The sequence below is a fragment of the Halostagnicola bangensis genome, assembly GCF_054653435.1.
On sequence record NZ_BAAIGG010000002.1, the window covers coordinates 1,273,114 to 1,294,564 of the forward strand.

Genomic DNA, 21,451 nt, shown 5'->3' on the forward strand with positions numbered 1-21,451 from the left:
GACCCTACAAGAACGTCCAGTCCAAGGGGAAACACCAAAGGTAGTGTAATATCCAATAAGAGTTGATCATGACTATCGAGGATCTTCTCACCCCTCGTGACGAAATTATTGAGGGGCGGTTCCAGGGTGTTCTACAAGCGCACAAGGTGGGTGACACGGCTGATCGCCTAGAGAACGATGCTGACCGTCTCTTCTCGATGACGTATCCATCAAACGCTCTCCAGATGGCGTTTGATCACGTCGATAACAAGCTCAAGGGACGAGACAGCCAAGGTGGGATTACTCTGTCTGGTCCCTATGGGGCTGGTAAATCTCACGGGCTGCTCGTGTTGTACCACATGTTCAATAGCCCCGAAATCGCTCAGAAGTGGCTTGACGAGTGGGGCATCTCCCTCGATCTTCCCGAGACTGCTCAGGCATCTGTGCTCTCTACCAGTGAGACCGACGCTGACCTCATCTGGGAGCCTATCTTTAGAGATCTGGGTCGTGAAGAGATTCTCGACGACATCAAGCGATATCCGACTACTGAACACCTCGAGCGTCTTACCGACGATGAACCAGTCGCTATCTTCTTCGACGAGATCGAGACGTGGTGGGAGTCCTTCAACGAGAGTGAGAACGAAGACCTCCTCGAACGGAACGAGTTTTTCCTCCAGAACCTCTTCGAAGTGGCGAACGACCCGCAAGAGGATCTCTTCACGTTCGTTACGCTGCTAGACAAAAGCCGTGATATCAAGCGTATCCTCGAGCGAACAGACCCATACTCGGTCGATATGAACGACACTGGAGACCGAGAGCAGATCATCCTTCATCGCCTCTTCGAGACACGGCAAGACGACATCAACAAGAAAGCGGTTCGCGATGTCATCAACGACTACATCGATCATTACGACTATCCTATCGAGATTGATGAGTCGAAGCGATACGAAAATCGGATGGTCGAGACGTATCCGTTCCATCCTGAACTTCTCGATCTCCTTGACAATATCTACGAAGCAGGACGTGAGCGGCAGAGCGTTCGGGGGGTAATGAACGTCCTTGCTGAAACGGTTCGGAGAGAGTACGAAGAGACCGACCTCATCGTCACCTGTGACATCGAACCAGGTGCGTTCCGCGGGATCAACCAGACGTTGTTCAACCGCTACGTCTCTGACAAAGAGGCTGTCGAAGATATCGACTTCGGGGACGATTTACTGCGGACGATCCTCCTCTACACGCTCGAAGAACGTGAGCAGAGAGCGTCCGTGACAGAGTGTCTACTTGGAACGTTCAAACCCGACAAAACGACTGTCGATAAGCTTCACATGTCCTTGGAGAATCTCTATGGGGTTGCTCACTACCTTGACCGAGACTCCCAGAAGGAGCACTACTACCTGACGGAGGACCCGAAGCTTACGGCTCTCGTCACTCGGGAACAAGAGCGGGCACTGGAAGACGATCGTGAGAGTATCGAAGAGACGCTCGTTGATGTCGTTCGCAACGATGTGTGGGGTGATAATGTGTATGTCTACCCCGACGAGAGCGTTCCCGACTCTAAGGAACTCACCACTGTTGTGATGCTCGATTATCTCTCCAACGGAGCACTCCGCGAGAAACTCAACGACTTCTTTGAGCCTCGGACGTACCAGAATACGGTTCTCTTCGTTACCCCAAAGAAAGCGGTTCGAGAAGAGGACGACATCATTAGCAAGGCCGCTCGCATCCTTGGAGCAGAGAACCTCCGTGGTAACGTCGACGACGGGGGTGAACTCGAGTCGATCATCCGTGACGAACGCCGAGAACTACGGAACGAACTGGAAGATCGGTACGGAAAGTGGGTCAAATGGAGCGAAGACCCGAGTGGTGACGGCGTACGGATGCGTCGGATCGACGTGGCTGCGGACACCAGCGACGTGAAGGACAAAGTCGGGCGGGACAAGACCTACGTCGGTGAAAAGATCCGCGAAGAAGTCGCTGACGCAGAGAACGGTATTCCTATCGCCTCGATGCTAAACGACTTCAGACAGTTCCGTCGCATGCCCGTTCTGCTTTCGGAGGGAGTATTCTACTCCGCTGTTCGACAGTTATTCCGTGACGAGAAAATCGTACTCGAGGGGGATCGGGCGAACTTCTACGTCCCCCACAAGGGTGATGCCCTTCCCGATCTCAACGATGATTTGACTATCCACCATCCCGATAACCTTGACGACTCGATCTTCGAAGAGGAAGAAACTGAACCTGAGTCAACACCTACTCTTACTGGTGGTGGAGTGAGCAGTGTAAGTACGGATAATAGCGGAGACAGTAGTTCCGAGGAACAGATTTTACCAGCGGGAGCCGAAGGTGAAGACGAGCCTTCGCCCGTTTCAGTTACCACTGAGACCATCAGCCTGGAAGGAAACAGTGCTCGCGTACTCAAGAGTATGGCAGAGTCGCGAGTCAACGGGGATACCGACACAGCGACCCGAGTCGATCTGAGCTACGAACTTGACGGGCTCTCGAAAGAGGACCTCATCGAGTTCCTCGAACAGCTCCCGAGTGGAGAGCACATCGACGCAACTGTGGTGGTCGAACGTGAGAACTGAGCGACTCACGAAGCTAGTCGAGGAAGACGATCCAGTTCCCGCAGTATGGGATGCGCTTTGGGATATCTGGTATCCCCCTGCGGATAGCGTCGACGATCACTACAGTCGGGAGATAGATGCAGTGAACTATGAGCGGCTGCTGTTGGACGTTTATCGGGAGTTCTTCGACGAAGTACTCCCAGACAGGTGTGTCAACAAAGCCTCGCTCAGTGTTCCTGACGGTGGCACGTTCGTCCTTATGGACGCGATGAGCGTCCGCGAGGCGGCGATGTTCGTCGACATGCTCGAGGGTGACGGATACGAACCTGAGACCCACTACTCGTTCTCGTCTGCCCCATCGGAAACGAAGTTCTACCGCGACCGAGTTGACTACTCTTCGCTCAAAAGAGACCACAAGTCCACCAGCGTCAAGAGTCAGGATCCGTCTCTCGACGGCGACGAGGAAGTCATATGGTGTCGGTATCCCGATGCACTCCTCGAGAACATACAGGAGGGCAAGACGAAGCTTTCCTCCATCGAAGAGATGTATGAGAAGACGGAGACGGCACTTCGCTCGATCCTCGATCAATTAGATACAGAACGTGTGGTGATCGGTTCGGATCACGGCTATGCACGCCTCGACGCGGGCCATACGTTCCAAATCAGCGACACGGAGAAGGCAGCCCTCCAAGAGACGTTCAGTGGGCGGTTCGAGAGTGTCGGTGACGTAACTGCGGATCAACTTATCGAGAACGGTCTCGTAGTTGAGGCAGATGGCTACTACATGCCTATCGGAAGATACACGTGGCCCGCTCGAGGCAAGTACAGTACCTTCCAGCACGGCGGTCTCAGCCTGCTGGAGTGCATCACGCCCCGTATCGAGGTGACGTTGTAACTATGAGCCAGGATCAGCAGCCCCGTCGACGACCGATCGAGATTTCATTTCCAATCGAAAAGGTAAACGAGATTGCGGAAAAGGAAGCCCATGCCAAGCGGTACTACCGTCCCGTTTATACCATGCACAAGTGGTGGGCGCGGCGACTTGGCTCTGTTTTCCGTACGATGCTCCTCTATGCACTCGCTGACGAGGAGATGGCCATCGATGGCGAGCGACAGTCGACGCTCGAGGGTGATGATGAACCACCAGAAGTTGACTGGGAGAATCCCGATGCGCTCTGGGAATACTATCTGGAAGATGTTGACTTCGACGATAAGACGGTGTTAGATCCGTTCATGGGTGGTGGAACGAGCATCGTGGAGTCACTGCGCCTGGGGTGTAATGCGATTGGCAGCGAACTGAATCCTGTTGCGTGGTTCGTTGTCAAGAAAGAAGTCGAGCCCGTCGGTTTGGACGAACTTGACGCGGCTTTTGAGGAAATTGAGAATAGCGTCGGCCAAGAGATACAGGAGTACTACCGCACGGAGTGTCCTCATTGTGAGGAGAACCATGCCGACGCGATGTACTACTTCTGGGTTGACGAACTACCGTGTCGGAACTGCGAAGAAGATGTTCCACTCTTCAAGGATTACCGACTCTCAAACGCTCGCTCCTCGAAGGACGATCACTACAACGTCGTTTGCCCCGATTGTTGGCACGTCTTCGAGACGGACGACTACCGAACAGACACTACTTGTCCCGAGTGTTCACACGAGTACGTTCCCAAGGACGCAGGCAATGTCTCTCGAGGTAATTACTCTTGTCCGCACTGTGAGCAATCTGGGATGTCGATTATCGAGAGCGTAGATCGATTTGGGAAAGCCGAAGAGTCCCTCTACGCAGTCGAGTACTACTGTCCTGAAACAGACGAGAAGGGATACAAGGCTGCGACTGAATTTGACCGTGAACTGTTTGCTGAGGCAGAAGACGAGCTAGCTGAGAAGCGTGAAAACCTCCCAATCCCGACCACTGAACGCTATCGGGGTAGTTCAGATCGTGCACGGAACCATGGTTACGAGCGATATGACCAGATGTTCAACGCACGACAGTTACTCGCCCTTTCAAAATTGTTGGAGGAGATTGATGATATTGATAATCAAAACCTCAAGGAGTTCCTCTTACTAGCTTTCTCAAGCTCACTCGCATATAATAATGAATTTTGTGAATACGATAAGCCCTACAACAAACTGACAGGGATCTACAAACGTCATACAATTACTGCCCGACATACACCTGTCGAGAACAACGTTTGGGGAACAAAATACGGACGTGGTACGTTCTCGGGTGAATTTGACAAGATGCGAGCGGGTAAAGAGTTTTGCCAAAACCCCTACGAGAAGTACGTCGAAGACGGTGAAACGAAGCAGCAAGACGGCGTCGGAAAGATCGAGGGGCACGTAACAGACGATCCTGACGAACTCGGCGATCCCGTGGAAGGGGAGGAGGATGCGACTTACAACGTTCATCTCCGCTGTGGTACGTCAGAGTACCTCCCGATCGAAGATGATAGCGTTGATGCCGTCATTACGGATCCTCCGTACTTTGACAACGTGATGTACTCCGAGACGGCGGATTTCTACTATGTATGGCTGAAGCAAGTGCTCGAGGACGAGTACGATCACTTCACAGCCGAACTCACGCCCAAGGCCAGCGAGGTGGTAAGCGATCCCGCTGGTGAGGATAGCGTCGATACGTATCGTGACGAGGAACACTTCGTTACGGGGCTGACGAACGTTTTCGACCAAGCGAACCAGAAGCTCAAGGACGACGGGATCATGGCCTTCACCTTCCACCACAAGGAGACTGAGGGGTGGAGTACGGTCCTAAAGTCCGTTCTCGATGCTGGATTCTACGTTACGGCTCTGTATCCCATCCGTGGGGAGATGCGAGGTTCTACACACATCCATGATAAGGCCAACATCGAGTACGACATGATCGTCGTCTGTCGGGACCGCGATGAAGATCCCGAAACCGTCAGTTGGCGCTCACTGGAGGACGAGATCTACTTCCGTGCCGAAGAGGAAATCAACCGACTTGAGGAAAGCGGTTCACGACTCACGCAAGGAGACATCTTCGCGGTAACGATGGGCAAATGCCTAGAAGTGTACTCGCGTCACTTCCCGAACGTCACCCACGAGGGAGAGTCAATGTCCGTCGACGAAGCGGTGGAGACAATCCGTGACATCGTAGATGAACAACTCATGGAAGAACGGGTACAGACGCTCGGCGACGAGATGGACGCACTTAGTGCCGTCTACCTCACCTACGTGCTCGGACGCGGTAATGAGATCGCCTATAACGTGCTAAACAAGGATCTCCGTCAACGCGGGGTTGACGTTTCCGAACTCGTCCACGAAGGACTTCTCGAACAAGAGGGGAACCAACTGAACGTTCGTGGTCCGATCAACCGTGCTAACAATATTGAGTCAAAACGGGATTATCTCGCGGTCGATAAGGCCCATTATCTCCGCTATCTCTATGAAAATGATCAGTTGGCACAGCAGTTCGGGAAGTGGGCCGACGAGGGCTCTATCGCTGCACTGCACCGCTTAGCCGAGATCGAGAACGACGACGAGTACACCGACATCGCGGACTACGTCGAAGAACGGACTGATACGCAACTGGACCTCGAAGATTTCGCCTAACGGTGGGACCATAGTACAGTCTATTGTACTGAACTTTATACCTGAAGAAGACACCAGATTGAGGTAAGCAAATGAGTCTCAATATCGGATTTCACGTTCACTCCGTAGATGCGGTAGAACGACATGGAACGTTCGACAATCAGATGAGCATCGTCGAGTTTCTCCGACACGTCAAACGCATGGAGAGCCTTCCGTATGACATTACAGTCCATGGGCTGGATGAGTTCCTCCGCGGTGTAGACGATCCGTGTGAAGCCTGTGAATACGTCCATGGCATCCTCCGCGACCGTGTCAATTTTCTCCTAACAGAAAATCCTCGTGTTCAGTTCGTAGTCGAGGGTCTGGAATATTGGGACGAGCCTGTCCTTCGTGATGCAGACGAAGAGATCCCCCTCAAGAGGATATTTCATGGAATTGAACAAGAAGGATCGGGATGGTACTATAGTAACATCAACGTTCAGTCGTAATCGCGCACGCGCGAGGCATGGCCGTATCAAATTATAGTTAGATGTTGAATGGGCTGTCACTTCGTCTGTAGAGTACGACCGCCCATTGCTTCTGACTATTGAATTACTGATAGTAATAAATAAATCGATATTATTACTAATCTTCAGACTGTAGTATCTGTCACGGGAATTAATTCCCATCCTCGTATCCGTCGGTCTGGAAAGGTTCTCTCCCCTCCGATGGTGCGTGGTATAAGTCATAGCTCGGTTCACAGATCATAAATACCTGAGTTGCGCATGCAGCAGTTCGTACTACCATGTCAACATGCATCAATAACACCTTCGAAACAACGGCGGAATATGACTCGACAATCAATGTTACAAAACCCTATAGATGGACACCAGACGGCACATATACGTCTCCATCCGCTTATGAAAGGGATAGGCCATCGGAACAAAAAATCGACTGTGAGGAGTGTACTGGCACGCTTACGAGCAACGACTTCGAATCATACTGTAGACAATGTGGTCTGATTCATAACCGTCGTACCTTCTGGCATACGTCTCTAAACATTGAAGCGAAACGCCGACAGTTCGACCACAATAGTGAGAAAGGAAGCGGGACATTACAAGACAAGCATGCCACTGCCGTTGAAGACTCTGTTGCAGCCACTAACTTCGATGGGGGGCAGTTGGACTCCTGGGTATATTCTCTCGATCAGTACAATGATGGTCGGGATGGACATCGCGGACGAGAAAATGACGTACAGAAACTTGATCGCGAACGTCGGTTTCTCAAGAGCCGTGCAGAAGCCTGTGCCACGTCAGTTGGCTTAACAGATAGCCAAGTTCGTGAGGTAGTTCACCTAGTTACTTCCATCAACTCGGGTGCCTTCACCTCCTACGGACCTGCACGGAAAGGGGGTGGACAAGACGCCCACATCGCTGCAGCCATCGCCTTCGTCGGTAACAAGTACATCATTGACCTTGATGATCGTGTTGAGACCCGTAACGAGTTTCAATCTCTTGTGGCCGATATGGGGCTGGTGTGTGCCAATGTTAGTGGTGCAGTTTCCCAACTGCGTAAGCAACTGAAAGGATAGTGGGCTGATCTCCTCACGCCTCTTCCAACTACAAGGACATGGGAAGGGGGTACATAAATCACATCTACAGATTTGCCACCTATCTTACGTCTCAAATACCAGTTTGTCATTTAAATACGTCACTTGTGAGTACACTATAACTGAGGCGGTGGCCCAGAGTGGGATACAGTCTACCCCACTCGATCGATGAAAACGTCTCGTCATCAGCCAACTATTAGCTGTGATTAGTTTTCTTCCATATGCCATCCCTCAATATTGATTAGAAAATGGAACTATGACCCGAGCAAATAGAGTCAGGCTTTCTGATGAAGAGTTGGCGGTGGTAAAGCAAGTACGAGGTGTGGTTTATGATGATCACTCTGTACCGATGGGTATCGTTATTAGACGAGCGTGTGAAACGTTCCTGAGCGTAGAAACTAGTAGTGAGGTGGGTTTTAAATGTCAGTGAGCACAGAAGCAACTACTGACGTTGCCACTGATATTGAAGAAAAGATTGCCGATCTTGAGTATCCATGGCAGGATATTGAAGTTCTCAAGACGCTCTACTGGGAGCAGGAAATGTCAACGCGTGATGTATCTGATAAATTGGGGACCTCACATGTGACAATCCGTGAGTGGCTCAACCGACATGACCTTGGGACGAGACAGCGAGGTGAGGCTATTGGTATGGCTCGTCAGCAGGAAGGTGTAACCCTTTACACCGACGATAAGGGGTACAAACGGTGGATTGTAACTGACCCTGACAAGCAACGGTCAGTTCGCGTCCACCAACTTCTCGCTATCAGCCACGGAGCAGAGCCTGAAAAGGTCTTTTCTGGCGGTGAGTACCATTGCCACCACAAAAATCATATGAAATGTGATAACACCCCTTCTAATATTGAACTTGTGACGGCAGAGGAACATGCTCAACTTCACTTAGCCACATCATTATAATTCGATAAGGTTGGTAAGATGCAGGCGGAATCGACTCACACGGCGGGAATTTCCCTCATAGCTCGTCTGATAGATGGTCTCTATGCTCCTTGATGGTCTCAAGGAAGTCATCCGCATCCTCCTCACTGAAATCAAACTCCCGTTCATCTACGTCGCCACGGGGATCTACGTAACTAGCAGAAAATCGATATTTCCCTTTGAGTTGATTGAATACATTGTATAGATCTTTATTCCCCATGTCCATCTGAATAAGATCAGAATATCGGGCTTGAACATCCCCGTGACGTTCAGCCTTCCACCCAATGAAAATCACGTCAATCTTCATCATCCGCTCCGCCGAATGGAACGCATTTTCCACGAATGCTCGCCATAATTTGTTCTCCTTAGCGTATTCTGCTGTCTCAATAAATTGGTCTGTCGCCTCCAGTAGCGGCTCGTAGTACGAACGGTTTTTTCTGAAGTTGAAGCTGATTATCCACCCAAACGCATCGTTCCTTGCAACTGTTACATGTCCATAATCTTCCTGCTCTTCGTCTAAAGCGACTCCCTCAAAACCCTTGATTTGATTTGCATAGATTTGGTCTCCTGCTTCTACTGATTCACCCTCTTTCAGTTGGGCCATCATCTTGACCTCTGCATCATCGTTCACCCGAACCTCAACGTCTGAATCCTCGGAACTCAGATCCTCAAATTGTGAGAGTGCAAAGGGGCTTGTCAGAAACACTTGTCCTTTCCTGAAATCCGCACGTTCAAGATCCTTCTCCTCAAGCGCATCATCAAACCAGAGTTCAAACACGTGATTTAGAAAGTTCTCAACAAACTCGTCTGAGAACTCAGGAGCATCTGACATAGTGGTTGATACATACTTCATTTTCATATCACTTTCGCCAGTCAGCAGACGTGAGAAATATGCTTAGCAGACGATGCAAGTTCGTTGAAAAGGGGAAAGAACTAGGTTGCTGGAACGCGAACATGGCTATGAGTGCTAGACAGCGAGGTGGCGCGTGCACAGCGTGGTTCGGTCATACGACGATACCCCCTGGGCAAGGGTGGTAAAATCGACTGCCGTACTGCGAATCAAGCGCGTGAAGAGGAGTAGTGGGCTCGGGCGGGTTCGAACCACCGACCTCGGCCTTGTAAAGGCCGCGTCATAACCAGCTAGACCACGAGCCCGTACGTACCCGAAACCGGCCCATGCGAATAACCTTTACTTTCTCGTCGCGCAAAGGACAGTGATGGATACGGATCGTGCGTCGAGACTCCTTCTGGTGGTCGCGCTCGCACTCGTCGTCGCCTTCGTCCTCGTTCAGGTCGGAATCCTCGCCGTTCCCTGGGCGAGCGATCACGCGACGGTGACGATCACCGACGAGAGTGGCGAGCCGCGAGCGACCGTCGACACCGAAGTTGCAGACACCTGGGAGGAGCGCTACACCGGACTCAGCGACCACGATTCGCTCGAGGGCGACGAGGGAATGTTGTTCGTCCACGAACGCGAGAGCGAGCAGACCTACGTGATGCGGGAGATGGATTTCGATATCGACATCCTCTTCGTCGACAGCGACGGGGAGATCACGACGATCCACGAAGCTCAATCGCCGGCAGGCAACGAGGACGGCGAAGACCTCGAGTATTCGGGCCAGGCGCAGTGGGTCCTCGAAGTTCGGAGCGGCTACGCCGACGAACACGGAATCGGCGTCGGCGACGATATCGACATCGAATACGAATAATCTCGAGAACGATTGAGTCCGGGTAGTTGGAGCGTTTCACGAACTGATGTTTCGATTCGTAGGTAACGCTTATTGCCGGCGGACCATTCAGCGAATTCAATGAGCAGTGTCGACTGGGAGGACGACGATCCCTTCGAGGAACAACGGGAGCAAGCCGACAGTCCCATGCGACGGTTGCTCTTTGACTTCGGCCGCCCGTACTGGTTCTCGATGACGGTCGGGCTCATCTCGAGCGTGTTCGCACGAGCGCTCGATCTGCTTCCAGCCTTGCTTCTTGCGGTCGCGATAGACTCGATCTTCGGCGAGCAGGCGTTTCACGAACAGATCCCGCTCGTCGTCCTGCCGGAGGGGTGGCTTCCGACGGGGGAGTACGAACAGTTCGTGTTCGTCGTCGCCGTAATCGCCGGCTCGTTCGCACTAGGGGCGATTTTCCACTGGCTTCGAAACTGGGGATTCAACTCCTTCTCGCAGGACGTCCAACACGACGTGCGAACCGCGACCTACGACAAAATGCAACGGCTGGATATGGAGTTCTTCGCGAACAAGCAAACCGGCGAGATGATGTCGGTCCTCTCGAACGACGTCAACCAGCTCGAGCGGTTTCTGAACGAGGGCATGAACTCGGCCACTCGGCTGATCGTGATGGTCGTCGGAATCACGTTCTTGCTGTTCTGGCTCAACCCGCAACTGGCGCTGGTCTCGTTAGCACCCGTCCCGTTGATCGCCGTCTTCACCTACGTCTTCGTCAAGAAGATCCAGCCGAAGTACGCCGCCGTCCGTTCGTCGGTCGGGAAGGTAAACTCCCGACTCGAGAACAACCTCGGCGGCATCAACGTGATCAAATCTTCGAACACGGAAGGGTACGAATCCGACCGCGTCAACGACGTTTCGCGAAAGTACTACGACACCAACTGGGGAGCCATTTGGCTGCGGATCAAGTTCTTCCCCGGACTGCAACTCATCTCGGGTATCGGGTTCGTCCTCACGTTCGTGGTCGGCGGCTACTGGGTGTTCATGGGCAGCGCACCCGGGCCGTTCACGGGGACTCTCGAGATCGGGACGTTCGTCGTGTTCATCATGTACACCCAGCAACTCGTCTGGCCGATGGCCCAGTTCGGGCAGGTCATCAACATGTACCAGCGCGCCGAGGCCTCGAGCGAGCGCATCTTCGGGCTGATGGACGAGCAGGGTCGGATCGAACGCGACGACGACGCGACCGAACTCGACGTCAGTGAGGGACGCGTCGAGTACGACCGCGTCAGCTTCAGTTACGAGGACGCCCCGGAGCAAACCGAGTCGAGCGAACGGGTTGAACAGGCCGAAGAAACCGATCGGACGCCGGACGGAGAACGTATCATCGACGACATCTCCTTCGAGGTTCCGGGCGGCGAAACGGTCGCGCTCGTCGGTCCAACGGGGGCCGGGAAATCTACCGTTCTGAAGTTGTTGCTTCGGCTCTACGATGTCGACGAGGGAGAGATTCGAATCGACGGACAGGACGTCCGCGAAGCGTCGCTCGCGAGCCTTCGCCAGTCCATGGGATACGTCGGTCAGGAGTCGTTCCTCTTCTACGGCACCGTCGAGGAGAACATCACCTACGGCACCTTCGACGCCGACCGGGAGGAGATCGTCGAGGCCGCGAAAGCCGCGGAGGCCCACGAGTTCATCCAGAACTTGCCCGAGGGCTACGACACGATGGTCGGCGAACGCGGCGTCAAACTCTCCGGCGGTCAGCGCCAACGAGTCGCCATCGCCCGCGCGGTGCTGAAAGATCCGGATATCCTCATTCTGGACGAGGCGACGAGCGACGTCGACACCGAGACGGAGATGTTGATCCAGCGATCGATCGACGAACTCACCGAAGACCGAACCACGTTCGCCATCGCACACCGCCTCTCGACGATCAAAGACGCCGACAAGATCGTCGTTCTCGAGGGCGGACAGATCATCGAACGCGGTACCCACGGGGAACTGCTCGAGAACGATGGACTGTACGCTCACCTCTGGGGCGTTCAGGCCGGCGAGATCGACGAACTCCCACAGGAGTTCATCGAACGCGCCCAGCGTCGGACCGCTCGAACGCAAGCGCAGAATACCGACGATTGAGTCCGAAGCACGAGAAGGAACTGAATCGGGCGGCAAAAACACGTTTTCGCGACGACCTCACGGAGGTCACGGCCAGCGCTGACGACTCTTATAGGCCACGACGACCCTCGAAAGCGGAAGCGGAATTCAGAACGATTCCTGTCCTTGCTGGCCCTCCTGATCCGGGCCGCCCTCGTCCTGTCGATCCTCACCCGGCGCGGGCGGCGTTCGGTCGCTGTAGTTCTTGCGCCCGATCGCTTCGTCGCCGACCATGTTCATGATCGCCTGCTCGACCTCGCCGGCGGATTCGTACTCGTCTTCGTTGAGCGGCTCGAGAATCTCTTCTAACGTCGTGGTCTCCTCGCCCATATCGAGTTCCGCGTCGCCGTGCTCTTCGAGAAGGTCGTCCTGGCTGACCGGGTACTCGCGGTCCTCGAGCTGATCGCCGAGATCGCCCAGTTCGACGCCGAGTTCGCGGTTATCGTCAGTCATACTTCGAAAATACGCCATTCATCCGGAAACCGTTTTGGCCTGCCATCGCGAACAGGAACTGACCGATCATCGCCAGTTTTGGGGAGGCGCTATACGGACGAACCGGGCGGTGCATACAAGGGCTAACCCGCCCTCGAGACGAGCATGGAACTCAGGTCGGCCACCTGGACGGACCTCACCGGCTGCGAGACGGACCTCGCGATCATCCCGGTCGGGAGCACGGAACAGCACGGCCCGCACGCACCGCTGGGAACCGATTTCATCACGGCCGAATCGGTCGCAAAGGAAGGGGTCGAGCGCTTCGACGGAGAGGTCGCCATCGCCCCGCCGATTCCGGTTGGAATCGCGGAAGAACACCGCCATTTTTCGGGAACGATGTGGGTCTCGCCGGACACGTTCCGAGCCTACGTTCGCGAGTCGACGATGAGTCTAGCGTCGCACGGCTTCGATCGAATCGTGTTCGTCAACGGCCACGGCGGCAACGTCGATGCGCTCCGGGAAGTCGCAAGCGACATCTCGCGATCCGAGGACGCCTACGCCGTTTCGTTCACCTGGTTCGAGGCCGTCGGCGAGTACGCGAGCGAGATGGGCCACGGCGGCCCCCTCGAGACGGCGTTACTATCACACATCGCACCCGAACTCGTCCGGACGGATCGACTCGAGGCGGCTCGAGCCGAAGCCGCCGAATCCTGGGGCGAATGGGTGAGCCACACAAATCTGGCTCACGACTCCGCGGAGTTCAGCGAAAACGGCGTCGTCGGCGACCCAACCCAGGGTGAGGAAAGGCTGGGTGAAGAACTGCTCGAACTCGCGGGAACGAGCCTCGCACGCCTGCTCGAGGCGATCGACGGGCGAGACGTAACGCATCCCGAACGCCGAACATCGCCATCGAGTGAGTGATCGGCACAGAGCAGATGTGAGTAATTGGTCCGGAGCGGAGAGTCAGACACTTCGATAGAGGATTAGCTCGGTTTTCGAGCGTCGGAATCGCCCGTCTCGAACAGTACTGTTACTCGTCAGTTTCGTCTTCCGCATCCTCGCCAGCGCTCTCGAGACTACCCCGGAGTGCCGGAATCGTCGACGTGAGTTCCCCGACCTGATCGCTCGCTTCGGACATATCCTCGATCGTGGACTCGACATCCGCGATTTCTTCCTCGAGATCGCCGGCGTCGTCGAAGGCGTCGGCGCGTTGGCCCATCGTGAACCATTTTTTGGCGTCACGGAGGTGGTCCTCGGCGTCACCGGCATTGAGCGCGGATTTGAGTCCGTTGAGCGCGCCGAGGACGTTGTCGGCGTCGCTCTCCCAGACGTCGTCGGCGTCGGGGAGGGCGTCCCAGGCGTCCTCGAGGGAGGCTTCGACATCGTCGCGCATTTCGGTCGCGGCTTCGCCGAACAGTTCGTCGTCGTCGAGCGAGGCTTGGCTCATGTCACCACGTTTGCGGGCCCCGGGGTTAAAAGGTAGCCCGAAAGTGAAAGTGAAAATCGGGGGAAGAAATACGGTACTGTCGAAATAGCGAGCTGGTTTCGAAACTAACGTCGTCTCCGTCGAGCGAGTTGATTTTCCGAACGGTCCCCGAACGCTCAGTGTTTGCGAACCGACTCGAGGGCCATCAGCGGATAGCCGTCTTCCATCTCCATGCGGGTCACGACCGTACAGTCCTCGTAGTCGATGACGATTTCGACCTCGAGAAATCTCCCCGTCAGTTCGGTGTAGTCCGCCGTCGACTCGGCGAGTTCGGCCTCGAGGACCTCGGTTTGAACGTCGACGGTGACGTCCCGGCAGTGCGGTTGATTTTCGATCGATTCTTCCATCGCTCGTGCGAGACTCGGTGCGCTATCGGGCGATATCGGCGTTCCGGCGAACTGATGGTAGAGTGTGCCAAACTTGATCCCGGCTTCGAAGCAGGCTTCCTCAGCGATCGTCGGTTTCGTATCGGTCGACATGTGCGAGTACTCGCACGTGGTCGGGAAGGAAATTCCGATTGGGGAAGAATGTGGCCTGATAAGGGGATTTCGACCGGTGACTCGAGCAGGCGGGTTCGTCAATAGGTGGAATTGGTTCCTGCCCACGCCGACGCAGAACCGCATGGTACTTATCGACGCTGTGTTTCACACCAAACGAATGGCACAGTCCGTCCTGCTAACGGGGGCGTCGGGGCGTGTCGGGAAGGCGGTCCTCGGCGACCTCGCCGAAGCCTACGAGTGGCGCTTGCTCGATCGTGACCCGCCGACCGACGATCTCCCGGGCGAGTTCGTCGTCGCCGATATCACCGACGACGACGCAGTTCGCGAGGCAATGGAGGGTATCGACGTCGTCGTCCACCTGGCCGGCGATCCGCGTCCGGAAGCGCCGTGGAACAGCGTCCTGACGAACAACATCGACGGAACGCGGACGGTCTACGAGGCCGCGGTCGAGACGGACGTCGAAAAGGTCGTCTTCGCCTCCTCGAACCACGCCGTCGGCGCGTACGAAACCGACGAGCGGACGCCCGATATGTACCGCCCGGACGACGAATTCCTGCTCGACGGCACGGAACTCCCCCGTCCGACCAACCTCTACGGGGTTTCGAAAGCCGCCGGCGAAACCCTCGGTCGATACTACCACGACGAACACGACCTCTCCGTCATCTCGGTTCGCATCGGCAACCTCACCCAAGGCCACCCGCCGATCGACTACGAGCGCGGCCAGGCGATGTGGCTCTCCTATCGCGACTGCGCCCACCTCTTCGATCGGTGCATTCAGGCCGACTACGACTACGAAATCGTCTACGGCATCTCGGATAACGATCGGAAGTACTACTCACTAGAGCGGGCTCGAGAGGTCCTCGACTACGAGCCACAGGACAACTCCGCCCATCACGATTAGACGGACTTGAGAAGGAAGGTGCTGACAAACGGCTAGTTTCGAACGGGAGAGCGACTCGAGAAAGAGGGCTGCTCGACGCTCAGAGCGACGATTATCTCCGACCCCGACGCAGTTTCGGTCGCGGTTTTCAGTACGTACGATCGACGCATACAGCTATGTCTCGAGAACACGAATCGACGACCATGAGCGACGACGGCGATTCCACGGACTCGTTCGATCTGTCGAATCCCGGTCGCGTACAGTTTGGCGTCACACGCGGCGAATACGACCTCGAGATCGGCGGACCCCGCGAACACCCCGATCGCGCCGACATCGCGGTCCGGCCGGCTGAGAACGGCCACTTGCTGGTTACGGTCGACGCGATGGCGGGCGACCACGCCACGGGCCACGCGGACGTCGAACTCACACTCGAGGATGCCCGGGCGTTGCAGGAGATGCTCGAGGGGACGATCCGATGGATGAGCGAGGAAGTCAAGACAGAAGAGTAGTCGACGACTCCAGACGCACTCAACCAACAGCGCAAGACGGATTCGAGCTCAGAACAGCCCTTCAACGTCGGATTCTTTCGCCGCCCTGCGCTCGACGTGGCCGGAGAGTCGGCTGTAGATGATCCCCCTGTTCTCGGCTTCGCGGGCGAAATCGTACAACAGCGAGATGAATCGACTGTCGTCGCGCCCTCGCTCGAGATCACGTACTACGTACGAACTCGCCTGCTCGAGAACCGCCTCGTCGTACCCCCACTCTTCGGCCAGCACAGGTGCCGCGATAGCGAGTGCTTCGGGTTCGAGGTCGGCCACTCGAGGAACGGATCCTTCGTGAACGAGATCGATCGGTGGTCGTCGCTCGAGGAGTTCCGGATCCGCGGCGAGGTCGGCGAGAAACGGTCGAAATTCCTCGATAGCGACGCCACGATATTGCTCTGGGAGCTCCTCGAGGTACTCGCTAGCACTTCGGGCCAGTCCGGTACATCCCTCCCAGTTCCCATTATGGGCGTGATAGACCGACGCAGTGAACTGGATCAATCCGTGGAGCAGTTGCTCGTCGTCGGTCCCGGCCTCGAGGTCGAGCCAGTGTGCTTCCCAGGCGTCGTGTGCGGCGTGGAACTCGCCGTCGTTGTAGATGGCGATCCCGGCGCGGAGTGACTCTCGCATAGTCGTCCCTGTCCGTCATTGGTTCCAGACACCGAAAACGGTACGGGACTCGAAATCCGACGACTGGCGGCCACAGACAGCGGAGAGGGGGCGTCGTCCTCGCCGGTAGGTTCACTCGAGGACGGTCGCTACGTTCGAACGAGAGCGATATGCCCGAACGGGAGCGACACGCCCGAACGAGAGAGATCACTCAGCGTCGATCTTAGAGACGATCCACAGAAGGGGGGGTACTGCCGGATATGTACCGCCTCCGGCAAGGCGGGCAGACAACTGTCGAACGCGGGAAGAGACGGTACGGCCGTCCCACCGGTTACTGGCCGCCACCGGTCAGGCGGTATTCCGTGAGAAGAGACGGTTGGGTATTACTATGAAGTCGTTTCTCGGACCGTTCGGAGAGTTCACTACGGCTAAATTCAGTTAAGCCACCATTGACGCCCTCCACACGACTACAGTCGTGGGTTTTCTCCTGTACTTCGTGTAAGAGCAGATTAGCGACACAACTCGGTTGGAAGCCTACCAACGAGGGTACGGTAGTAGAAGGCTAATCGACGCTACACCAGAACACGGGGCCAAAATCGGACACCACAGACTCCGTCTACCCGAAAAGAGCGTCACCCGGAGAAGCCGTCTTCCCACCGGAACAACCCGTTTCGCTGGATAACCTCTCCGTCGACCTCGAGCCTGGATTCCTCGCTGACGTCGGTGATCAAGTCGACGTGGACCGCGGACTCGTTGCCGGAGGCTCCCCCCGGAAGACAGGCGTCGTAGGCGCGTCCGACCGCGAGGTGGACGGTCTCGCCCATCTTTTCGTCGAAGAGAATGTTATCCGTATACCGATCGATACCGCGATTCATTCCGATTCCGAGTTCGCCAAGTCTGCGAGCTCCGTCGTCCGTCTCAAGGATATCACCGAGAACTGCTTCACCCTGCTCGGCGTCGTAATCGTCGACTTCACCCTCTGTAAACTCGAGGCGAACGTTTCGAACCGTTTCTCCCTGAAGCGTCATCGGAACGTCGAACGTCACCTCCCCCGCAGTGGCGTAGGGTGCCGTAAACACCTCTCCGCTGGGAAGGTTGTGCGAATCGTACGCGACCGACGCCGCGCTGTTGACCGCCGTTCGGTCGTCGATTCGCATCGTGAGATCAGTGCCACTCGAGACGAGTCGAACGACCTCCCCCTCATCGAGTATCGTCTTCAGGTTGCTCATCTTCTCGGCCAGGGACTCCCAGTCGCGACAGATCGCGTCGTAGGCGAACGCCCGATACTCCTCGTAGGACATGTTCGCCTGCTGTGCAAGCGACCGCGTCGGATGGACCGTCGACACCCAGCGAGTATCGAACCGTGCCTCGCGAACGTCCTGTCGTGCCTGCCTGTGGGCCTGACGCGTTTCGCCAGGCACGTCCGCAGTCGCGCTCGTGTTTCGGCCACCGCCAAGCGAGAGATAGACATCGGCGTTCTCGAACAGGGCCAGTTCATGGGCCGAATCCTCGTCGAAATCGCCGTCGTGAGCGCGGAGGTACGCACGGTCTATCTCACCTGAGCTATAGGTCGCACACAGGTTCGCGCCGCGTTCTCCCAGCTTTTCCGCGACCGCGACGGCTAGCTCGTGAGCTTCGGGGCCGACCGAAACGATGACGTCGTCCCCGGCCTCGACTCGAGCGCTCCAGTCGACCAGCACTTCGGCGTGGTCGCGTACACGTTCGTCCATACCCGTGGGTTGGCCGGGGCTCACTAAATCGTACGGATCGACTCGAGACGAATCACCGACAGAATTCGGCTGGACCGCAAAGAAGGCGATGAGCTACGCCGAAGCTGGTTCCTCGACGCCATCACCGTCGCGCGAGCGAACGATCGCGACGATAGCGTACACGAACGGCGTATCGACGACGGCGATTGCCAGTTTGAGCAGGTACTGACCGATCATCAGACCAAGCACGGCCTCGAGAGGAATAGCAACCCCCACGCCGAACAGCCGCGGTGCAATCGCGAACGCGACGGAGACGAAGATGACGGTATCGATCGCCTGACTGCTGGCCGTAGAGCCGATGTTCCGAAGCCAGAGTCGCTCGCCGTCGGTGTACTCGCGGATCCGATGGAAAACGATAACGTCCCAGTTTTGACTCACGAGATACGCGAGCAGACTTCCCGCGACGATATTCGCTGCGGGACCGAGAACGGCGGCGAACTCGCCGGCGGCGACGGGTGAGGTTTCCGACGCCGGAGCGATGATCGTCGACCAGACCAACAGGAGAACGACGAAGTTCATCGCGAACGCAACGTTGACAACGATTTGGGCCGCTTTCCGTCCATACAGTTCAGCGTAACAATCGCTCGCGAGAAACGTTAGCGCGTAGGCGAGTGCCGCGCCAGGAAGCAGGAGTTCCGCACCCGTGATCGGAATTGCAAACGGGAGTTCGAACGCGAGGATTTTCGACGCTGTCAACTGGGCCGTCACGAGCGCGGTGACGAAAAGTCCGATCAGTGCCACCTGCGCAATCGACGGGGTGGCTCGAGTCGTTGTCATGCTCGTCGGCTATCCGGTCGAGTTACCTAAACGATACTATTCAAAACGCCCGTGAGGATGCGTTCGTTCCTATCACGGTATTACCAAGGTATGAAACGGCAGCGAACAAAGAGCAGGTCGAGGGAGGGCAGAGATCATATTTCTGCTTTCTGAGCTACGTAATATCACAATATAAATAATAGACGAACATGAGATGATGCGAGCTATTTTCGAGGGTTCTCGACCTTCGAAGAACAATCATCTCCGATTCGAAAGGAATCCTATAACGTAACTGTTATACGGGTCGTGTGGTTTGGTATAATCGTAATGGCGCAAGGCAACGTTGATTTCTTCAACGACACAGGCGGCTACGGTTTCATCGAGACAGACGACGCGGACGACGACGTGTTCTTCCACATGGAAGACGTTGGCGGCCCGGACCTCGAAGAAGGCACAGACATCGAATTCGACATCGAACAAGCACCGAAAGGTCCCCGCGCAACCAACGTCACCCGCTTGTAAACGGGTCCGCGTTCAGTAGCCGGATTTTCAACTTTCATAACCCTTCTACCGTTGGGTTTATTTTTGACCGCTCGAGGAACAACGAACTCAGCAACTGGTACGGTACTCTCGAGTAACTCAATTTGAGAGACGCTACTCGAGGAACCGTTCGTTCGACTAATATCAATATTCTATATTAATCCCGGAAAGATTATTTAGTATAGGTGATTTCAGAGAAACATGATGGACGGTCGATCGACGCAGACCCGCCGTCGCTTGCTGGCGACCTGTGCCGGTGCGACGGCTGGAGTAGCTGGCCTTGCGGGTTGTACGGCTGATGATGAGAACGACGATGGCGAGAATGGAGACGATGGGAGCGGTGACGGCCCCGGTGAGTTTGACGAGGAGAACGCGGAGTACGGTGTCTGGCCGATGGCCCACTACGATGCGGCTAATACCGCAGTTGCACCGAACAGCGGCCCCGAGGGTGAACCAGAAGAAAAGTGGTCAGTGGAAGTTGATAGCAGTCCTACAGTCCCCGTGGTAGCAAACAGGACTGTTTTTGTTGGTGAGCGTGGGGGGAAATACCATGGAATAGATCTCGTAGATGGAGAGACGTTGTGGGAGCATGAGCCAAATGAGTGGGGAGATCTTCGTGGAGAAGAGAATACAATCTTTACACCTGCGGTCTCGAATACTGCAGTTTACGTATCCGGTGATGGTGTTGAAGCGTTAGAACACAGTGGGGAAAAACTCTGGACGAGTGATCACGACACACTATTTAATTTGCGAATCTACGAAGAAACAATCTACGGTCGAACAGATGAATATCTATACGGAATCGATGAAGAGACAGGAGAAGAGGTTCTCGAAATCCAAGCCTCTGATGAAATTGAAACGTTAGCTATTGATGGCGAACGAATTATTGTAGCGACTCGTAAAGGGGACGAAGATTTTCTACTCGAGGGTTATGAAAGGAGTTCAGGAGATAACCTATGGAACCAAGCGATTAACGATGTTCGTGGCGCAGAGCCGGATATTCGTATTGTTGACGGTACAATTTATACAGTGAAGGATATGGAAGTTATCTCAATTGAAATAGAATCTGGTGATGTGGAGAGCCTATATGACTTCTCAGAATCGAACACTAGACCTGCTCAACCCACAGTTTATGATGGTAGAGTATATGTACCTACAGAACTTCCCGAAGTGCCAGTTTTAAACAGTGAAACTGGAGAGCGGGTTTCTGAATGGGAGAATAGAAGATTGAAAGGAAGAACAAGCTGGAGAATGCCAATTTCTAGTGAGACACTCTACGTCTGGACACCAGGAACGGTAAATTCACCTGGTATTATTAATGCTCTGAATCCAGAAACTGGTGAGAAAAATTGGGAAATGGAATCAACGTTGACGGGACTTCCAACCGGCCCAATAGTTCTTGAAGATTCATTACTTTATGCAGATAATTCTGATAACACAATTGTGCTGTATAGATAGATGCCAATATAGTTATTTATA

The 21,451-nt window shown here is 55.1% G+C and carries 20 protein-coding genes and 1 tRNA gene; 13 read left to right on the forward strand and 8 right to left on the reverse strand.

Annotated elements, in window-relative coordinates; translation table 11 throughout:
- Nucleotides 1-68 precede the first annotated feature (68 nt).
- The 6 genes from ACYQ14_RS08025 (at nucleotide 69) to ACYQ14_RS08050 (ending at nucleotide 8,607) form a co-directional block, all read left to right on the forward strand.
- Complete coding sequence (locus tag ACYQ14_RS08025; RefSeq protein ID WP_459886856.1) at nucleotides 69-2,564, forward strand: DUF499 family protein; 2,496 nt, start codon at nucleotides 69-71, stop codon at nucleotides 2,562-2,564.
- Nucleotides 2,554-3,438 carry an alkaline phosphatase gene (locus tag ACYQ14_RS08030; RefSeq protein WP_459886859.1) on the forward strand — a complete coding sequence of 295 codons (885 nt, stop codon included), beginning with the start codon at nucleotides 2,554-2,556 and terminating at the stop codon, nucleotides 3,436-3,438. The genes ACYQ14_RS08025 and ACYQ14_RS08030 overlap by 11 nt, the downstream gene beginning before the upstream one ends.
- A gap of 2 nt (nucleotides 3,439-3,440) precedes the next feature.
- On the forward strand, nucleotides 3,441-6,125 hold the full coding sequence (locus ACYQ14_RS08035) for a DUF1156 domain-containing protein (RefSeq protein WP_459886861.1): 2,685 nt from the start codon (nucleotides 3,441-3,443) through the stop codon (nucleotides 6,123-6,125).
- 71 nt (nucleotides 6,126-6,196) lie between these two features.
- The gene (locus tag ACYQ14_RS08040) at nucleotides 6,197-6,592 is read left to right on the forward strand and encodes a DUF8076 family protein (RefSeq protein WP_459886864.1); all 396 of its coding nucleotides are present in this window, start codon (nucleotides 6,197-6,199) and stop codon (nucleotides 6,590-6,592) included.
- A gap of 296 nt (nucleotides 6,593-6,888) precedes the next feature.
- Nucleotides 6,889-7,674: a hypothetical protein gene (locus ACYQ14_RS08045; protein WP_459886867.1), complete on the forward strand. Its 786-nt coding sequence runs from the start codon at nucleotides 6,889-6,891 to the stop codon at nucleotides 7,672-7,674.
- A gap of 438 nt (nucleotides 7,675-8,112) precedes the next feature.
- Nucleotides 8,113-8,607, forward strand: a complete 495-nt coding sequence (locus tag ACYQ14_RS08050) for an HNH endonuclease family protein (protein ID WP_459886869.1) — start codon at nucleotides 8,113-8,115, stop codon at nucleotides 8,605-8,607.
- 55 nt (nucleotides 8,608-8,662) lie between these two features.
- Here the strand turns inward: ACYQ14_RS08050 and ACYQ14_RS08055 are convergent, their stop codons facing one another.
- Complete coding sequence (locus ACYQ14_RS08055; protein ID WP_459886872.1) at nucleotides 8,663-9,457, reverse strand: hypothetical protein; 795 nt, start codon at nucleotides 9,455-9,457, stop codon at nucleotides 8,663-8,665.
- A 249-nt stretch (nucleotides 9,458-9,706) separates the two neighbouring features.
- Nucleotides 9,707-9,780: transfer RNA gene (locus ACYQ14_RS08060), tRNA-Val, on the reverse strand.
- A gap of 62 nt (nucleotides 9,781-9,842) precedes the next feature.
- Here ACYQ14_RS08060 and ACYQ14_RS08065 point away from each other — a divergent pair.
- Complete coding sequence (locus ACYQ14_RS08065) at nucleotides 9,843-10,334, forward strand: DUF192 domain-containing protein (protein ID WP_459886875.1); 492 nt, start codon at nucleotides 9,843-9,845, stop codon at nucleotides 10,332-10,334.
- Between the two features lie 99 nt (nucleotides 10,335-10,433).
- Complete coding sequence (locus tag ACYQ14_RS08070) at nucleotides 10,434-12,440, forward strand: ABC transporter ATP-binding protein (RefSeq protein ID WP_459886877.1); 2,007 nt, start codon at nucleotides 10,434-10,436, stop codon at nucleotides 12,438-12,440.
- Between the two features lie 126 nt (nucleotides 12,441-12,566).
- On the opposite strand, the gene ACYQ14_RS08075 is transcribed toward ACYQ14_RS08070, so the two are convergent.
- The gene (locus tag ACYQ14_RS08075) at nucleotides 12,567-12,911 is read right to left on the reverse strand and encodes a DUF5789 family protein (protein WP_459886880.1); all 345 of its coding nucleotides are present in this window, start codon (nucleotides 12,909-12,911) and stop codon (nucleotides 12,567-12,569) included.
- Nucleotides 12,912-13,055: 144 nt separating this feature from the next.
- Here ACYQ14_RS08075 and ACYQ14_RS08080 point away from each other — a divergent pair, with 144 nt between their 5' ends.
- On the forward strand, nucleotides 13,056-13,811 hold the full coding sequence (locus tag ACYQ14_RS08080) for a creatininase family protein (protein ID WP_459886883.1): 756 nt from the start codon (nucleotides 13,056-13,058) through the stop codon (nucleotides 13,809-13,811).
- Between the two features lie 109 nt (nucleotides 13,812-13,920).
- Here ACYQ14_RS08080 and ACYQ14_RS08085 read toward each other — a convergent pair whose 3' ends face one another.
- Both ACYQ14_RS08085 and ACYQ14_RS08090 read right to left on the reverse strand, forming a co-directional pair.
- Complete coding sequence (locus ACYQ14_RS08085; RefSeq protein WP_459886885.1) at nucleotides 13,921-14,337, reverse strand: DUF5790 family protein; 417 nt, start codon at nucleotides 14,335-14,337, stop codon at nucleotides 13,921-13,923.
- 155 nt (nucleotides 14,338-14,492) lie between these two features.
- A complete protein-coding gene (locus ACYQ14_RS08090) occupies nucleotides 14,493-14,855 on the reverse strand; it encodes a dihydroneopterin aldolase family protein (protein ID WP_459886888.1) in 363 nt (120 codons plus the stop codon).
- 178 nt (nucleotides 14,856-15,033) lie between these two features.
- Between ACYQ14_RS08090 and azf the strand changes: the two genes are divergently transcribed.
- Together azf and ACYQ14_RS08100 are read left to right on the forward strand one after the other, a co-directional pair.
- Nucleotides 15,034-15,777 (forward strand): NAD-dependent glucose-6-phosphate dehydrogenase Azf, encoded by a 744-nt coding sequence (gene azf, locus ACYQ14_RS08095; RefSeq protein WP_459886891.1) that lies wholly within the window; start codon nucleotides 15,034-15,036, stop codon nucleotides 15,775-15,777.
- 182 nt (nucleotides 15,778-15,959) lie between these two features.
- A complete protein-coding gene (locus ACYQ14_RS08100) occupies nucleotides 15,960-16,265 on the forward strand; it encodes a hypothetical protein (protein ID WP_459886894.1) in 306 nt (101 codons plus the stop codon).
- Between the two features lie 48 nt (nucleotides 16,266-16,313).
- On the opposite strand, the gene ACYQ14_RS08105 is transcribed toward ACYQ14_RS08100, so the two are convergent.
- From ACYQ14_RS08105 to ACYQ14_RS08115, 3 genes are all read right to left on the reverse strand, one after another.
- A complete protein-coding gene (locus ACYQ14_RS08105) occupies nucleotides 16,314-16,928 on the reverse strand; it encodes a DUF309 domain-containing protein (RefSeq protein ID WP_459886896.1) in 615 nt (204 codons plus the stop codon).
- Between the two features lie 611 nt (nucleotides 16,929-17,539).
- Nucleotides 17,540-18,637 (reverse strand): aminopeptidase, encoded by a 1,098-nt coding sequence (locus tag ACYQ14_RS08110; RefSeq protein ID WP_459886898.1) that lies wholly within the window; start codon nucleotides 18,635-18,637, stop codon nucleotides 17,540-17,542.
- Nucleotides 18,638-18,730: 93 nt separating this feature from the next.
- The gene (locus ACYQ14_RS08115) at nucleotides 18,731-19,453 is read right to left on the reverse strand and encodes a queuosine precursor transporter (RefSeq protein ID WP_459886901.1); all 723 of its coding nucleotides are present in this window, start codon (nucleotides 19,451-19,453) and stop codon (nucleotides 18,731-18,733) included.
- A 306-nt stretch (nucleotides 19,454-19,759) separates the two neighbouring features.
- On the opposite strand from ACYQ14_RS08115, the gene ACYQ14_RS08120 reads away from it, so the two are divergent.
- The gene (locus tag ACYQ14_RS08120) at nucleotides 19,760-19,954 is read left to right on the forward strand and encodes a cold-shock protein (RefSeq protein ID WP_283834922.1); all 195 of its coding nucleotides are present in this window, start codon (nucleotides 19,760-19,762) and stop codon (nucleotides 19,952-19,954) included.
- A 219-nt stretch (nucleotides 19,955-20,173) separates the two neighbouring features.
- Nucleotides 20,174-21,430, forward strand: a complete 1,257-nt coding sequence (locus ACYQ14_RS08125) for an outer membrane protein assembly factor BamB family protein (RefSeq protein ID WP_459886904.1) — start codon at nucleotides 20,174-20,176, stop codon at nucleotides 21,428-21,430.
- Nucleotides 21,431-21,451 lie beyond the last annotated feature (21 nt).

Excerpts from the sequence above, each read along its gene's own strand:
- ACYQ14_RS08025 (WP_459886856.1), top strand. The coding sequence starts at position 69 with ATGACTATCGAGGATCTTCTCACCCCTCGTGACGAAATTATTGAGGGG.
- ACYQ14_RS08035 (WP_459886861.1), top strand. The coding sequence starts at position 3,441 with ATGAGCCAGGATCAGCAGCCCCGTCGACGACCGATCGAGATTTCATTT.
- ACYQ14_RS08040 (WP_459886864.1), top strand. The coding sequence starts at position 6,197 with ATGAGTCTCAATATCGGATTTCACGTTCACTCCGTAGATGCGGTAGAA.
- ACYQ14_RS08045 (WP_459886867.1), top strand. The coding sequence starts at position 6,889 with ATGTCAACATGCATCAATAACACCTTCGAAACAACGGCGGAATATGAC.
- ACYQ14_RS08050 (WP_459886869.1), top strand. The coding sequence starts at position 8,113 with ATGTCAGTGAGCACAGAAGCAACTACTGACGTTGCCACTGATATTGAA.
- ACYQ14_RS08055 (WP_459886872.1), bottom strand. The coding sequence starts at position 9,457 with ATGTCAGATGCTCCTGAGTTCTCAGACGAGTTTGTTGAGAACTTTCTA.
- ACYQ14_RS08065 (WP_459886875.1), top strand. The coding sequence starts at position 9,843 with ATGGATACGGATCGTGCGTCGAGACTCCTTCTGGTGGTCGCGCTCGCA.
- ACYQ14_RS08070 (WP_459886877.1), top strand. The coding sequence starts at position 10,434 with ATGAGCAGTGTCGACTGGGAGGACGACGATCCCTTCGAGGAACAACGG.
- ACYQ14_RS08075 (WP_459886880.1), bottom strand. The coding sequence starts at position 12,911 with ATGACTGACGATAACCGCGAACTCGGCGTCGAACTGGGCGATCTCGGC.
- ACYQ14_RS08080 (WP_459886883.1), top strand. The coding sequence starts at position 13,056 with ATGGAACTCAGGTCGGCCACCTGGACGGACCTCACCGGCTGCGAGACG.
- ACYQ14_RS08085 (WP_459886885.1), bottom strand. The coding sequence starts at position 14,337 with ATGAGCCAAGCCTCGCTCGACGACGACGAACTGTTCGGCGAAGCCGCG.
- ACYQ14_RS08090 (WP_459886888.1), bottom strand. The coding sequence starts at position 14,855 with ATGTCGACCGATACGAAACCGACGATCGCTGAGGAAGCCTGCTTCGAA.
- azf (WP_459886891.1), top strand. The coding sequence starts at position 15,034 with ATGGCACAGTCCGTCCTGCTAACGGGGGCGTCGGGGCGTGTCGGGAAG.
- ACYQ14_RS08100 (WP_459886894.1), top strand. The coding sequence starts at position 15,960 with ATGAGCGACGACGGCGATTCCACGGACTCGTTCGATCTGTCGAATCCC.
- ACYQ14_RS08105 (WP_459886896.1), bottom strand. The coding sequence starts at position 16,928 with ATGCGAGAGTCACTCCGCGCCGGGATCGCCATCTACAACGACGGCGAG.
- ACYQ14_RS08110 (WP_459886898.1), bottom strand. The coding sequence starts at position 18,637 with ATGGACGAACGTGTACGCGACCACGCCGAAGTGCTGGTCGACTGGAGC.
- ACYQ14_RS08115 (WP_459886901.1), bottom strand. The coding sequence starts at position 19,453 with ATGACAACGACTCGAGCCACCCCGTCGATTGCGCAGGTGGCACTGATC.
- ACYQ14_RS08120 (WP_283834922.1), top strand. The coding sequence starts at position 19,760 with ATGGCGCAAGGCAACGTTGATTTCTTCAACGACACAGGCGGCTACGGT.
- ACYQ14_RS08125 (WP_459886904.1), top strand. The coding sequence starts at position 20,174 with ATGATGGACGGTCGATCGACGCAGACCCGCCGTCGCTTGCTGGCGACC.